Origin of the sequence: Hyphococcus sp. (genome assembly GCF_965267305.1) — a bacterium.
Classification (GTDB): domain Bacteria; phylum Pseudomonadota; class Alphaproteobacteria; order Caulobacterales; family Parvularculaceae; genus Hyphococcus.
In genome coordinates this window covers 916,270-928,674 of the sequence record NZ_OZ253945.1, presented here as the reverse complement: position 1 = coordinate 928,674, position 12,405 = coordinate 916,270, and the positions used below count along the sequence as shown (strand labels likewise).

The following is a 12,405-nucleotide window of genomic DNA, read 5'->3' as shown; positions in this document are numbered from 1 at the left end:
GATGTGCAAGCTTAGAGCACTCACATCTGCGTTTCAGGAATGGATTATGGTGAGTATCCCACGTTTCGATACTTCTTGACTTTCTGCTTAGGTGTCTTAAATTTCTGTCATGACAGAAATTACTGTAAAAAAAGCTGATCTTAGTCCCGCCATCCACCGCTTCATTCTTCACTGGGGCGACATGGGCGGGCAGTGGGGCGTCAACCGCTCCGTGGCGCAGATCCATGCGCTCCTGCTGATGAGCGACGCGCCGCTCAACGCCGAAGACATTGCGGAGACCCTCGGGATTGCGCGCTCCAATGTGTCGAATTCCGTCAAGGAGCTCCTGACCTGGGGGCTCGCAAAACGCGCGCCGGTGGCGGGCGACCGCCGCGATCACTTCGAAGCGGAAAGCGACATGTGGGAGATGGTCTCGCGCATTGTCGCCATGAGGAAGGCGCGCGAACTCGACCCCGCGGCGCAGGTTCTCGACGCCTGTCTCACAGACGCGAAAGAGGATCCGAATGCGACGAAGGCGGCGGTGAAACGCCTTGGCGAGTTGCAGGAAATGATCGCGCTTTTGAACGGCTGGTACGAGCAGATGAATAAGGTGCCGAAATCGCGCCTTGCCCCGCTTTTGAAACTTGGCGCGCGCGCCGTCGATCTGCTGGCGCCGTTTACGAAGAAAGAAAAGGCCGGAAACAAGACGACGCATTGAGGCGCCGCCGGAGCCGGCAAAGCCAGAGGAGGCGATTATGGGCTACACGGATGTTCTCGAACTTCGCCGTTTCGGACGTAAAAACGATGTAAAGCGCGCAAAGACTTCCGCCGGCCCAAATACTGGCGCCGCGCAGCTTCTCGCCTATCTCGCATCCGCGCCCCTGATCTCTGCGGCGCTTGTTATTGTCGCCGGCGGCGAGAATGCGGGTTTTGCCGCCTATTTCATGAGCCTTTACGGCGCGGCGATGATCGTCTTTTTCGGCGGCGTCCGTTGGGGTGTCGCGGTGATGAAAGAGGGCGGGCCTACGTTGCGCGCGCTTCTCGGCGCCGCCTTGCCCTTCGCCGCGGCGCTGCCGCTTCTGGCGCCTCTGGGCGGACTCGGCTGGAAGTTCGCGGCGATCATGGCCGTCACAGCGCTGCTCCTGCTCGATGATCTCAAGGCGACGCGCAGCGGTTCGGGCGCGCCCGCCTGGTATCTCGGCGTGCGCTTGCCGCTCACCGTGCTGATCGAGCTTGCATTCCTGATTGCGATTGTCGGGGCGGCGGGATGAGCGATGTTCAGCCACACGACGCAACGTCTTCTCAGGAAGCGGGAGGGCGCGGCCGGAAAGTAGCGACCATTTTAATTTACTTACTGCTCGGGCCGCCAGTTGGCGGAATGATTTTCGCTGCCTTTTTCTCAGTTTCAAATGTTTACAATTTTCTGACCGGCAGTAGCGCAAATCAGGAAGATCTAGTGTCAGGAACTGTCGGACTGTTCGTGCTCGCTATGCCGTTCAGCTACATGTTCGGCGGTTTACAAGCGGCCATGACAGGCGTGATTATTGCCATCTGCACACGAAACGAAGGCCGTTTTGGTTATGGCCTGGCTTTTCTAGCGTCGCTGGTTTCGAGCCTTGTCGGCGCCGTAATCTTTGGGCGGGACGCGGTGGGATTTGGAGTGATCCTCGTTGTAGTGGGCGTCCTTTCAAGCCTTGTTCTGCGGTTTCTTTTTAGGAAAGTTTTCAGGGAAGATATATCGGCGCAAAATGAAACCTGAACCTTACACCTACCGCACCAACCCGGCCGTCCCCGCTTTCGACGACTCCAACCCGCTGGTCATCTTCGACGGCCACTGCGTTCTCTGTTCATCCGGCGTGCAGTGGATGATGGCGCGCGATCCGGACGGAGAGGCGGTGTTCGCCGCGATCCAGGAGCCGGTTCCGCGTGCGCTTTACATTCACTATGGGCTCGACCCCGATACGTTCGACACATTCATGGTGCTGGCGGAGGGGAAGCCGTTTCTGCGCTGGCGCGGCGTCTGCAAGGCCGCGCGCCTCATGCCCGTGCCATGGAAATGGCTCGGCGCGCTGGGGCGCATCGTGCCGGATTTCATCGGCGATGCGATTTATGACTTCGTTCAGCGCAACCGCATCGCCTGGTTCGGCGCGCGGGAGGTCTGCTTTGCGCCTGATGACGCGATGAATAACCGTTTCCTCGCCTTACGCTAACGCGCCGCCGCCTGGAACGCTCAGCACAGCGCAGTGTTTCCATAGAGAAGCATTCTCTATGGAGGCGCTTATGGCAGCTCATCCCAATGTGAAAGAAACCGGCAAGCATCGCCGCCGCGCCTATATCGTCTGGATCGGCGCCATGGTGGCAATGTTCGCCTTTATTCTCGCGGCGCCGGCTTTGCTGCCGTTTCTGGGCGTATCCGCCCCGGCCGTTGGCGCGCCGGTGCCGATTTTCATGATCGCGATCACGCTGTTCGGCGCAGGCTGGCTTGCATTCTATGTCTTTGGGGCGCGCAAGAAACGCGACCCGGATTACAAACGCCGGCCCGCGACATCCGATGAGCCGCCGCACGCAAGGCGCGACGATCAGATTTAATATTCAGTCCTCACCATCCTGACGCCCGATCCCAAAACATAGCGTTTGTCATCTCTTCATGCGCGCCTTATGACGGCAGCGGGTTAAGTTTGGGGATCTGGGATGCAAAGAGTGCGCGTCATTGCGGCGGTTTGTTTTATGGCGCTGGCGGGGGCCTGCGCATCATCCCAACAGGAAGAAAATACGCAGGGCGCGTTATTCGCTTTTCCCGTCATCGGCGATATTCCGTATAGCGACAGTGACCGCAAGGTCTTTCATGAAGAGATCGTTCCGGCGATCAAGGCGGGCGGCTATCCCTTCGTCATTCATATCGGCGACTACAAGGGCGGCGGCGCGCCTTGTACGCCCGAAGAAGACGAGGCGCAGCTTGCGCTGATCGAGACGCTCGCGCCTATCCCCGTATTCTACACGCCCGGCGATAATGAATGGACCGACTGCGACCGGCACAAGGATGCCGCGACCGGCAGGCCGGCCTCGGAACTGGCGCGTCTTGCCCGTCTCGAAACGCTGTTTTTCGCGGAGCCCGTCGCTGCGCCCGAAGAGATTTATGTGAGGTCGCTGCCCAACGCGCCCGGAAACGCAATTTGGGATTATAAGGGCGTGCGGTTTGCGACGGTGCATGTGGTGGGCACCGGCAATGGCCGGCGCGAGGTCATGGGCGACGATCCGGCGGACGCGGCGCGGCTGGCGGACAAGCGGGAACGCGACGCCCTCAACTGGCTGACGGTAGCCGCCGCGGCGGCGAAAATCGAGAACGCGAAGGCGCTCGTCATCGCCATGCATGCGGACATGACCGATGTGAAAGCGGAAAATCTCGGGGTTGCCTGCGAGGGCGCTGCGGCGAGCCGCGAAGAGAGATGCGATGCGTTTGTTGCGCTGCGCGCGGCTGTGCGGGGCGCCGCGATCGGTTTCGGCGGGCCGACGTTGCTCATCCATGGCGACACGGCGCCTTTTACGTTGAGGCAATCCTTCGCGGGCGATGAGGCCGGCAATCTCTGGATATTGAACGCCGCCGGGGACCACGGCGTGAACCCGCTTGGCGTTCCCTATGGCGTACAGGACGCGACTTTTGTCTTCATCGATCCGGCCGGGACGGCGCCGTTCTCTGCAAAAGGCGTCGCCTCGGGCCAGAGGCCCAAGGAATGAGCGGGCGATGAAACGTCTATAGCGCGCGCGCCGTGAACAGGCTAAGCGGGCCTGATGGACGTTGAACTCTGGAAAGCCGCATTGCTCTTCGCCGCCGGCGTTGCGTCGGGGTGGATCAATACGCTTGCGGGCGGGGGCTCCATTCTGACGGTTCCCGTCATGGTGTTTCTCGGCATGCCGGGCCCGGTCGCCAACGGCACCAACCGCATCGGCATCATCGCGCAGAACATCGCGTCGGTGTGGGGGTTTTTCCGCAAGGGCTATTCCGATTTCAAACTCAGCGCCTCGTTGGCGGCTTGTGCGTCCGTGGGCGCATTTTTCGGCGCCAATGCGGGCGTCCGGCTCGACGGCGTATGGTTCGACCGCATTCTGGCGCTCGTCATGGTCGGCGTGCTGATCATCATGATGACCGGCGCGGGCCAGAAACCGGCGCAGGCGGAAGGCAAGGCGAAGAATCTCGCTCTAGGCCATCTTCTCTTCGTCGGCGCGGGCTTCTGGGGCGGCTTTATCCAGATCGGCGTCGGTTTCCTGATGATGCCCATATTAAATCGCGTCATGGGCCTCGATCTTGTCCGCACCAACATGCACAAGGTTTTTGTCGCGCTGGTGTTTTCCGTCGTCTCGCTCGCCGTCTTTGCGGCGCAGGTGAAAATCGAATGGGCGCTGGGGTTGGTGCTTGCAGCAGGCTACGCCGTGGGCGGCTGGCTCGGCGCCAATTCCGCCGTGACGAAGGGCGAGGGCCTGATCAAAAAGGTCTTCTATCTCGCTTTGGCGGCGATGGTGGTTAAGCTGCTGTTTTTCTAAGGAAAGTTTTCCAGAGGCGTTATGCCGCCTTTTCCCCAGGCGGCGGGCGGTGGACAGCTTGTCGCAGCCAGGAGTAGGAGGGCGCCAATTGTTTTGCAGGGCCCGTTCGCCCGCATCTCCGGCTTTCAAAAGTGAGGTTTTTCCATGGAAATTCATGACGTCCGCGCCCATCGCTCCAAGGACAATCTGAAGCGCGAAGCCCAGCTCGCCTGGAAGATCGCCGAAGTCGCCGCCGACCCGGTCGAGGTCGATGCGGAAGCCACCGACATGATCATCAACCGCATCATCGACAACGCCTCGGTCGGCATCGCGTCGCTCAATCGCGGTCCTATCAAATCGGCGCGCGCCATGGCGAACGCCCATATGCGCTCCGGCGGCGCCACGCTCTTCGGTCTTCCCGCCGATCACACGGTCTGCGCCGAATGGGCGGCCTGGGCGAACGGCACGGCCGTGCGCGAGCTCGACTTTCACGACACGTTCCTCGCCGCCGATTATTCGCACCCCGGCGACAATATTCCGCCAGTGCTCGCGGTGGCGCAGCAATGCGCGAAAGACGGCAAAGCGCTCATCCGCGGCATTGCGACGGGCTACGAAATTCAGGTGAACCTCGTCAAAGCCATCTGCCTCCACGAACACAAGATCGACCACATCGCCCATATCGGGCCGTCAGCGTCGGCGGCCGTCGGCACGTTGCTCGGCCTGCCGACGGAGATCATCTATCAGTCGGTGCAGCAGGGCCTGCACACAACCATCACCACACGCCAGTCGCGCAAGGGCGAGATTTCCACCTGGAAGGCCTTCGCGCCGGCCTATGCAGGCAAGCTCGCGATTGAAGCCGTTGACCGCTGCATGCGCGGCGAGGGCGCCCCGTCGCCGATCTATGAAGGCGAAGACTCAGTCATCGCCTATATCCTCAACGGCCGCACCGCGCGCGACAAGGGCGAGAGCCCCTATGAGCCGGCCTATCACGTGCCGTTGCCGGGCAAGGGCGAGGCGAAGCGCGCGATCCTCGAGACCTATACGAAAGAGCATTCGGCGGAATATCAGTCGCAGGCGCTCATCGATCTTGCGTTCCGCATGGGCAAGGAGATTGAGAAACGCGGCGGCTTCGACAAGGTGAAGTCGATCGTTCTGCATACGTCGCATCACACGCATTACGTCATCGGCACCGGCTCGGGCGATCCGCAGAAGATGGACCCGAACGCGTCGCGCGAAACCCTCGATCACTCGATCATGTATATCTTCGCGGTGGCGCTGCAGGATGGCGAGTGGCACCATGTCCGCTCTTACGCGCCCGAACGCGCGAAACGTCCGGACACGGTGAAACTCTGGCACAAGATTTCGACGACGGAAGATCCGGAATGGACGCGCCGTTACCACTCGCAGGACCCGAACGAAAAAGCCTTCGGCGCGAAAGTCGTTGTGACGTTTGAGGATGGCTCGGAATTGATCGACGAACTCGGCATCGCCAATGCGCATCCTTTCGGCGCGCGGCCTTTCACGCGGCCTGAATACATCAAGAAGTTTAAAACGCTCACCGACGACATTCTCGACAAATCGGAAAGCGAACGCTTCCTCGACCTTGTCCAGCAACTGCCGAACCTTTCGGCGGATCAGGTGAAGCTGCTCAACCCAGTGGCGCCGAAAGGCTACTTGCAGGAGAATACGGCGAAGGGGATTTTCTAGGACTATGAAAGAAGCAATAGACTTAGTTTCGTTTTACCAATTCAATGTGAGACAAGTCGTTTGTTTCTATAGTGGTGACTATTTCATTCGGCGGTCAATTCTGGACTTGCCTGGGCATGAACAGTTAGAGGTTATACGCACCATCTTTGAAATTGGGGCTGATCTAGAGAAAACGGGCTTCGAGATTTTAGACTACATCGAAGGCTCTACATTTCATGATTTTGGTGAGTATGAAGTTGTTAAAACTGCTTATTTGGAACAAAAAGCGATAGCTGACGCAACCAAAAAGGCTAAGGCAAATTCGATAAGTAAGCGGCGAAGCGAATTCGCGCGGGTTCGGAATGAGTTGGTTCTTTCCTTATTACATCGTGGTGACGCCTATGTCTGTTATCATGACGATTGTAGTGTGCATGTTGATTTGACTATTGATCACATTGTGCCTTTATCACATGGAGGAACAGATGAATTGAACAATCTCAGATTTGCGTGTCGTCGACATAATAGTCAGCGTGGTGCTGGGAGGATCGATTAGTTAGGCTGACGCTAAAAAAGGAATTGAAAGATGGGACCATTCATCAAAATGCGGGAAGGGGTTTTGTTCAATGGTAATGGTGATGTGCTAGTGACCAAGGGCGCTTTGGCATTTTCGTCAGAAATTGTTGGGGACGCAGTAAAGCTAGCCCTCTCACATGTGAACGATTATCATTTAACGCAGGCCGCATGTGGTGGGAGAGGTCCATTTTCAGTCTGTGGCGACTTAGAATTTGAAGAATATCTAGTTCTGAAGTCTAAATTTGAAGAAGAGGAGCGTATTGAGGCTGCCAGTATCCAAGCTAAGAAAAAACATACATCCATACGTCGAAGAGAATTTTCAAAGCTGCGCTCCGATTTATATTTAGCGATGATCGATTTTGGTATTCCGCATATATGTTTCTATGAGAGATGTAATGAAGTCGAAGATCTCACAATTGATCATATCGTGCCACTTTCCCGTGGCGGCACGGATGACGTATTGAACTTGCAGTTTGCCTGTAAAAGACACAACAGTGCCAAAGGTGATAAAATGGATTTGAACAATTCTCGCGATGCTCAATTTCATTCGAGATAGAGTTATTCGTGAAAATTTTAGAGTCTAATTTTTCGCAAACGCTCGCTTGGGACGCCAACGCTGTTCCGAGCTTGGTGTGTTCACTTTGCAGCTTTAAATCAGGAGTGACCTTTATGCCGTCAAATCTTGCAAGTTATAAAGTCCGTTCCATGTCTGGCGTCGCGATGGGGCTCCTGTTTTTGTCGCTGGCAGCCTGCGGTCCCTCCGGCGAGGGGGCGGGAGATGTTTCCGATGTGAGCGGCATCGATCAGGCGCGCGAGCAGTTCGAGGCGGCCGTCGCGGGCGGCGACCCCGCTGCGTTCGGTGCGCTCGTCCATCCGGACACGGTGATCGTCCAGCCGGGAAGCGAAGACTGGAAAGCGATGCAGGCCGCGGCGGGCTGGGCCCCGTTTCCGCAAGGCGCAACGATTGACATCACGCCTCTCGAGACTCGGGTGATTAATGAGGAATGGGCGTATGATTTCGGCGCGTCGCTTGTGACCTATCCGGATCCCGAGACGGGCGAGGAAATCGAGTTGCGCGACACCTACCTCCTGATCCTGCGCAACACCGGCGACGGGTGGAAGCCTTATCGCGAAGTCGCGAGCGCCAGTCCGCCGCCGGCCGGCTGGCCTGCGCCGGCTCCGGAGGGGACGGAATAATCATGGCCCTCGACAGCACCGTCAGGGCTCTCGCCCGCTGGCACGACATGGCCGCCTCGCGCGACCTTTCAAAAGTAGGGGAGATCGCTCGCGAGGATGTGATCTTTCGCTCGCCCGTGGCGCATACGCCCTATCACGGGCGCGAGGCGCTGACGCTTGTCCTCAATACCGTGATCAAGGTGTTCGAGGACTTTACCTATCATCGGCAATTCACGAGCGATGACGGCAAGAGCGTCGCCCTTGAGTTCAGCGCTCATATTGGCGGCAAGCAATTGAAAGGCGCAGATTTCATCAAATTCGACGATGACGGCCTCATCGCCGAATTCGAAGTGATGATCCGGCCTGCAAGCGGTCTGATGGCGCTCGGCCAGGCCATGGGCGCGAAGCTAGAGGGCAAGATCGACTCTTACAAACAGGCATAGGCGCGCTTATCTGGGTCCGGTGAAATGAAGAGCTTGCGATGAAAATGCATCTTGCAGAACTGAATGTCGGCCGCTTGCTGGCCCCCACCGACGATCCGCGCGTCAAGGAATTCATGGACAATCTCGACCGCATCAACGGTCTCGGCAAACAGATGCCGGGTTTCGTCTGGATGATGGAAGGCTCGGGCGAACCGGGCAAAGGCAATACGGAAAACGCGATCGGCGGCGATCCGCAGTTCGTCGCCAACATGACGGTCTGGGAAGATGTGGAGAGTCTCGAACGTTTCGTTTGGGGCACTATTCACCGCAAGTTTTACGAACGCCGTGAAGAGTGGTTCGAAGTGATGGGCGAGATGCATTTCGTCATGTGGTGGGTGCCGGAAGGTCATCAGCCAACCTTGGATGAGGCGCTCCAACGGCTGGAACTGCGCCGCCAGAACGGAGACAGCGACGAAGCGTTCGGCTGGAATTGGCTGCGTGAGGCGAAAATGCACAAGACCCATGGTTGCCGTCCCTCAGCGGCGTGAGTGCACAGAAAGCGCAACCTCTTATGATGTTTATAAAGACGACAGGACAGCCAGGATTAACGGGCAAGATCGTCTTCGCGCTGTTCTGCTGCCTCTTCGCCGTTTCCTGCGGCGCAGAGCGCGCGGGGCAGCCGCATCAGGAGACGTCTGCAACGCAGACGCCCGATCTTGAGGCGCTTATCGGCGTCTGGGACGTGCAGCTCTATTATGATCCGGATCAGGAGCCGTCCTCAACCGTGATGGAGATCATCGCCCTTGATAATGGCGATGTTTCCGGCTCGTTTTACGGGACGCCCTTCTCAACTGCGCGGGCGACTATTCATCGCGGCGAAGTCATCTTCAGCGCGCTGACAGCGGACGGAACGGGCTCTTACGCCCATGCGGCGCGCCTTCGGCTCGATGGCCGCCTGGAAGGGCAGACCCTGTCAGAGGGCCGAAATTTCATCATGGCGTGGGACGCCGCTAAACAAAGTCAAACCGAACAGAGAGATTAAGTCTTATGCTCTTCACGAAAAAATCAGCTGCAGAGAAGCGCGCCGACTTCCGCAAAGGCCTCGCCTCCGGAAAACTGTTGCAGTTTCCAGGCGCCTTCAATCCGCTCTGTGCGCAGATGATCGAACGCAAGGGCTTTGACGGCGTCTACATTTCCGGCGCGGTGATGGCCGCCGATCTCTGCCTGCCGGATATCGGCATTGCGACGATGACGGAGTTCGCCGACCGCGGACAACAGATTGCGCGGGTCACGGATTTGCCGTCCTTCATCGACATCGACACCGGCTTCGGCGAGCCCATGGCGGCGGCGCGCACCATCCGCAGCATGGAGGAGGCGGGGCTTTCCGGCTGTCACATCGAAGATCAGGTGATGCCGAAACGCTGCGGCCATCTTGATGGCAAGGAAGTCGTTGATACGGCGACCATGGTGAAGCGCGTGAAGGCGGCGGCGGAAGCGAAGCGCGATCCGAACTTCGTTTTGATTGCGCGGTCCGATGCGCGCGCGGTCGAAGGGCTGGATCAGGCGCTCGACCGTATGAAAGCCTATGTGGACGCCGGCGCCGACATGATCTTCCCGGAAGCCATGAAAGACGAAAAGGAATTCGAGGCGGTTAGGAAAGCGATTTCCGTTCCGATCCTCGCCAACATGACCGAATTCGGAAAGTCGCGACTGTTGAACAAGAAAGAGCTGGAAAATCTTGGTTTCAATGTCGTCATCTATCCGGTGACCACCTTGCGTCTCGCCATGGGCGCCTGCGACCGCGGGCTTGATGCTATCCTCAAGGACGGCGATCAGAACGGCATCCTCGATCAGATGCAGCACCGCCGCGATCTCTACGATCTCCTGCGCTATCACGACTATAACAAGTTCGATGAGTCGATTTACAACTTCCAGGTCGGGGACACGCCTTTGAAATAACACCCTCCAATTTGCAGGATTTGCAACAAAAACCCCGCAATTCCATGCGGTTGCCGAGTAATTACAAGAAGTTGCATGTCTTGCCCGCTGCGGCCTGCGAGGGTAGGGTTTGGAACGGGGCAACGCCTGCGGACCATTTCAGGGCGACGCCATAGTTATTTGGAGGCAGGCATGATGAATTTCGCTCGACTTACGATTTCAGCGTTCGCCTTGGCGGCGCTTGCTGCAGGCTGTGCAACCACGGATACCATGACGCTCGCGGAAAAGCGGGATGCGGTCGATGAAGCCATCGTTCAGCAGGATGGCAAAGAAGTGGCCGTGTCCGATGCAGACTACGATCCGAATGAGATCGTCTGCAAGACAGTAAAGAGCACAGGAACACGGTTAGGACGCGCCCGAGACTGCCGCACGGCGGAGGAATGGCGCCAGACCATGACCGAAGCCAACAGAGCCATCACCAGCCTCCAAGATAATAAAGGCGGTCTTGGCACTAAAATGGAGTAGCGGCCCTTTACGGTTAAGGCCGATTTCCTGCCTGTCTGGCAGTTCCAAAAGCCCGGTTGGTCCGGGCTTTTTTTATGGCTGAATATATAGCATAAGGTCGCGCAATTATGATCAGTTCGCGCGCTCCCCAACCTCCATATTACGCCGTTATCTTCTCCAGCCGTCGCACGCCGGGCGACAACGGTTATGCCGACATGGCGGAGCAGATGGACGAACTGGCGAAGACCATGCCGGGCTATCTGGGGATTGAATCGGCGAGGGGAGAAGATGGGCTCGGCATCACGGTCTCCTATTGGGAATCCGAAGCGGCGATCGCGAACTGGAAGAAGAACGCCGCCCACCTTGAGGCGCAGCGCAAGGGCCGCGCCGAGTGGTATGATGATTACACCGTGCGCGTCGCAAAGGTTGAGCGCGCTTACGAGATGAAAAAATGAAGTCAGGAGACGAAAGAATGGCTGACGCGGAAGTGAAATACGGGCTTGCGGGCGTCCTGGCGGACGACACGGCGATCTCGAAAGTGATGCCGGAAATCAATTCGCTCACCTATCGCGGCTACAAGGTGCAGGACCTTGCGACCCAGTGTCGCTTCGAAGAAGTCGCCTATCTCATCTGGAACGGAGAATTGCCAAACGCATCGCAACTCGAAGCCTTCAACGAGGCCGAGAAAGAAGAGCGGGGGATTTCCGACGACCTGCTCGACGTCATGGCGAAATTCAACAAAAAAGCGCATCCCATGGATACGCTTAGGACGGCGGTGTCGTTTCTCGGTCAGGAAGATGAAACGACGGAAGACTCCTCTCCTGAAGGGTTGATGGAAAAATCCATCCGCATGTATGCGCGCATCCCGGAAATCGTCGCGGCGGATTTCCGTTTGCGCAACGGCAAGGAGCCGATCGCGCCCAAGAAAGACCTCGCCTTCTCGGAGAACTTCTTTCACATGTGTTTCGGCAAGGTTCCGGCGCCGGAAGTCATCAAATGTTTCGACATTTCGATGACGCTCTACGCTGAGCACTCCTTCAACGCATCGACTTTCACGGCGCGCACCATCGCGTCGTCGACGTCGGACATCTATTCGGCCGTCACCGGCGCCATCGGGTCGCTCAAAGGCCCCCTCCATGGCGGCGCGAACGAAGCGGTGATGCACATGCTGAAAGAGGTGGGCTCGCCGGCGGAAGCCAAAGCCTGGATGCTCGACGCGCTCGCCACCAAGAAAAAGATCATGGGCTTCGGCCACCGGGTTTATCGTTCCGGCGACAGCCGCGTGCCCACCATGACCGACGCCTACAAGAAAATGGTCGATGTGATTGGAACCGAAGAGGCCAAAAACTATTGGGAGATGAGCCGCATTCTCGACGAGACCATGGTGGCGGAAAAGGGGATCTATCCTAATCTCGATTTCCCCGCCGGGCCCGCCTATTATCTCATGGGTTTTGAAATTCCGATGTTCACGCCAATCTTCGTTGTAAGCCGGATCACCGGATGGACGGCCCATGTGATGGAGCAGCTCGCCAACAACAAACTCATCCGGCCGCTGTCGAACTATACGGGCGTCGCGCAAAGAGATGTGACGCCGCTGGCCGGAAGATAG

18 protein-coding genes are annotated in these 12,405 nt (G+C 57.9%); all 18 read left to right on the top strand.

Annotation, left to right across the window (positions count from 1 at the left end; all coding sequences use genetic code 11):
- Window positions 1–109: 109 nt before the first annotated feature.
- The 18 genes from ACQY5P_RS04390 to ACQY5P_RS04305 all read left to right on the top strand — a co-directional run bounded on the left by ACQY5P_RS04390 (window position 110) and on the right by ACQY5P_RS04305 (window position 12,405).
- The gene (locus ACQY5P_RS04390) at window positions 110–697 is read left to right on the top strand and encodes a GbsR/MarR family transcriptional regulator (RefSeq protein ID WP_428409631.1); all 588 of its coding nucleotides are present in this window, start codon (window positions 110–112) and stop codon (window positions 695–697) included.
- 37 nt (window positions 698–734) lie between these two features.
- On the top strand, window positions 735–1,250 hold the full coding sequence (locus tag ACQY5P_RS04385) for a DUF3429 family protein (protein ID WP_428409630.1): 516 nt from the start codon (window positions 735–737) through the stop codon (window positions 1,248–1,250).
- Window positions 1,247–1,738 carry a hypothetical protein gene (locus ACQY5P_RS04380; protein ID WP_428409629.1) on the top strand — a complete coding sequence of 164 codons (492 nt, stop codon included), beginning with the start codon at window positions 1,247–1,249 and terminating at the stop codon, window positions 1,736–1,738. Before ACQY5P_RS04385 ends, ACQY5P_RS04380 begins: the two co-directional genes overlap by 4 nt.
- Window positions 1,728–2,189, top strand: a complete 462-nt coding sequence (locus tag ACQY5P_RS04375) for a thiol-disulfide oxidoreductase DCC family protein (protein ID WP_428409628.1) — start codon at window positions 1,728–1,730, stop codon at window positions 2,187–2,189. Before ACQY5P_RS04380 ends, ACQY5P_RS04375 begins: the two co-directional genes overlap by 11 nt.
- A 70-nt stretch (window positions 2,190–2,259) precedes the next feature.
- Complete coding sequence (locus ACQY5P_RS04370) at window positions 2,260–2,568, top strand: hypothetical protein (RefSeq protein WP_428409627.1); 309 nt, start codon at window positions 2,260–2,262, stop codon at window positions 2,566–2,568.
- 102 nt (window positions 2,569–2,670) lie between these two features.
- Window positions 2,671–3,714: a metallophosphoesterase family protein gene (locus ACQY5P_RS04365; RefSeq protein WP_428409626.1), complete on the top strand. Its 1,044-nt coding sequence runs from the start codon at window positions 2,671–2,673 to the stop codon at window positions 3,712–3,714.
- Window positions 3,715–3,768: 54 nt separating this feature from the next.
- Window positions 3,769–4,518 (top strand): sulfite exporter TauE/SafE family protein, encoded by a 750-nt coding sequence (locus ACQY5P_RS04360; RefSeq protein WP_428409625.1) that lies wholly within the window; start codon window positions 3,769–3,771, stop codon window positions 4,516–4,518.
- 144 nt (window positions 4,519–4,662) lie between these two features.
- The gene (locus tag ACQY5P_RS04355; protein ID WP_428409624.1) at window positions 4,663–6,204 is read left to right on the top strand and encodes an MmgE/PrpD family protein; all 1,542 of its coding nucleotides are present in this window, start codon (window positions 4,663–4,665) and stop codon (window positions 6,202–6,204) included.
- Between the two features lie 4 nt (window positions 6,205–6,208).
- Window positions 6,209–6,736: an HNH endonuclease gene (locus ACQY5P_RS04350; RefSeq protein WP_428409623.1), complete on the top strand. Its 528-nt coding sequence runs from the start codon at window positions 6,209–6,211 to the stop codon at window positions 6,734–6,736.
- 30 nt (window positions 6,737–6,766) lie between these two features.
- Window positions 6,767–7,312, top strand: a complete 546-nt coding sequence (locus tag ACQY5P_RS04345) for an HNH endonuclease (protein ID WP_428409622.1) — start codon at window positions 6,767–6,769, stop codon at window positions 7,310–7,312.
- A 149-nt stretch (window positions 7,313–7,461) separates the two neighbouring features.
- Window positions 7,462–7,953, top strand: coding sequence for a YybH family protein (locus tag ACQY5P_RS04340; protein WP_428409621.1), 492 nt, complete (start codon window positions 7,462–7,464; stop codon window positions 7,951–7,953).
- Window positions 7,954–7,955: 2 nt separating this feature from the next.
- Complete coding sequence (locus ACQY5P_RS04335; RefSeq protein ID WP_428409620.1) at window positions 7,956–8,375, top strand: nuclear transport factor 2 family protein; 420 nt, start codon at window positions 7,956–7,958, stop codon at window positions 8,373–8,375.
- A gap of 38 nt (window positions 8,376–8,413) precedes the next feature.
- Window positions 8,414–8,902 (top strand): DUF3291 domain-containing protein, encoded by a 489-nt coding sequence (locus ACQY5P_RS04330; RefSeq protein WP_428409619.1) that lies wholly within the window; start codon window positions 8,414–8,416, stop codon window positions 8,900–8,902.
- 23 nt (window positions 8,903–8,925) lie between these two features.
- Entirely contained in the window at window positions 8,926–9,396 is a 471-nt protein-coding gene (locus ACQY5P_RS04325) for a hypothetical protein (RefSeq protein WP_428409618.1), read from the top strand.
- Window positions 9,397–9,401: 5 nt separating this feature from the next.
- Window positions 9,402–10,313 carry a methylisocitrate lyase gene (gene prpB / locus ACQY5P_RS04320; RefSeq protein ID WP_428409617.1) on the top strand — a complete coding sequence of 304 codons (912 nt, stop codon included), beginning with the start codon at window positions 9,402–9,404 and terminating at the stop codon, window positions 10,311–10,313.
- Between the two features lie 171 nt (window positions 10,314–10,484).
- The gene (locus ACQY5P_RS04315; RefSeq protein WP_428409616.1) at window positions 10,485–10,817 is read left to right on the top strand and encodes a hypothetical protein; all 333 of its coding nucleotides are present in this window, start codon (window positions 10,485–10,487) and stop codon (window positions 10,815–10,817) included.
- Window positions 10,818–10,924: 107 nt separating this feature from the next.
- The gene (locus ACQY5P_RS04310) at window positions 10,925–11,251 is read left to right on the top strand and encodes an antibiotic biosynthesis monooxygenase family protein (RefSeq protein ID WP_428409615.1); all 327 of its coding nucleotides are present in this window, start codon (window positions 10,925–10,927) and stop codon (window positions 11,249–11,251) included.
- A gap of 17 nt (window positions 11,252–11,268) precedes the next feature.
- Window positions 11,269–12,405: a bifunctional 2-methylcitrate synthase/citrate synthase gene (locus ACQY5P_RS04305; protein ID WP_428409614.1), complete on the top strand. Its 1,137-nt coding sequence runs from the start codon at window positions 11,269–11,271 to the stop codon at window positions 12,403–12,405.

Coding starts and splice junctions, on each gene's coding strand:
- ACQY5P_RS04310 (WP_428409615.1), top strand. CDS start 10,925: ATGATCAGTTCGCGCGCTCCCCAACCTCCATATTACGCCGTTATCTTC.
- ACQY5P_RS04345 (WP_428409622.1), top strand. CDS start 6,767: ATGGGACCATTCATCAAAATGCGGGAAGGGGTTTTGTTCAATGGTAAT.
- ACQY5P_RS04340 (WP_428409621.1), top strand. CDS start 7,462: ATGTCTGGCGTCGCGATGGGGCTCCTGTTTTTGTCGCTGGCAGCCTGC.
- ACQY5P_RS04360 (WP_428409625.1), top strand. CDS start 3,769: ATGGACGTTGAACTCTGGAAAGCCGCATTGCTCTTCGCCGCCGGCGTT.
- ACQY5P_RS04355 (WP_428409624.1), top strand. CDS start 4,663: ATGGAAATTCATGACGTCCGCGCCCATCGCTCCAAGGACAATCTGAAG.
- ACQY5P_RS04305 (WP_428409614.1), top strand. CDS start 11,269: ATGGCTGACGCGGAAGTGAAATACGGGCTTGCGGGCGTCCTGGCGGAC.
- ACQY5P_RS04385 (WP_428409630.1), top strand. CDS start 735: ATGGGCTACACGGATGTTCTCGAACTTCGCCGTTTCGGACGTAAAAAC.
- ACQY5P_RS04315 (WP_428409616.1), top strand. CDS start 10,485: ATGATGAATTTCGCTCGACTTACGATTTCAGCGTTCGCCTTGGCGGCG.
- ACQY5P_RS04390 (WP_428409631.1), top strand. CDS start 110: ATGACAGAAATTACTGTAAAAAAAGCTGATCTTAGTCCCGCCATCCAC.
- ACQY5P_RS04335 (WP_428409620.1), top strand. CDS start 7,956: ATGGCCCTCGACAGCACCGTCAGGGCTCTCGCCCGCTGGCACGACATG.
- prpB (WP_428409617.1), top strand. CDS start 9,402: ATGCTCTTCACGAAAAAATCAGCTGCAGAGAAGCGCGCCGACTTCCGC.
- ACQY5P_RS04365 (WP_428409626.1), top strand. CDS start 2,671: ATGCAAAGAGTGCGCGTCATTGCGGCGGTTTGTTTTATGGCGCTGGCG.
- ACQY5P_RS04370 (WP_428409627.1), top strand. CDS start 2,260: ATGGCAGCTCATCCCAATGTGAAAGAAACCGGCAAGCATCGCCGCCGC.
- ACQY5P_RS04380 (WP_428409629.1), top strand. CDS start 1,247: ATGAGCGATGTTCAGCCACACGACGCAACGTCTTCTCAGGAAGCGGGA.
- ACQY5P_RS04330 (WP_428409619.1), top strand. CDS start 8,414: ATGAAAATGCATCTTGCAGAACTGAATGTCGGCCGCTTGCTGGCCCCC.
- ACQY5P_RS04325 (WP_428409618.1), top strand. CDS start 8,926: ATGATGTTTATAAAGACGACAGGACAGCCAGGATTAACGGGCAAGATC.
- ACQY5P_RS04375 (WP_428409628.1), top strand. CDS start 1,728: ATGAAACCTGAACCTTACACCTACCGCACCAACCCGGCCGTCCCCGCT.
- ACQY5P_RS04350 (WP_428409623.1), top strand. CDS start 6,209: ATGAAAGAAGCAATAGACTTAGTTTCGTTTTACCAATTCAATGTGAGA.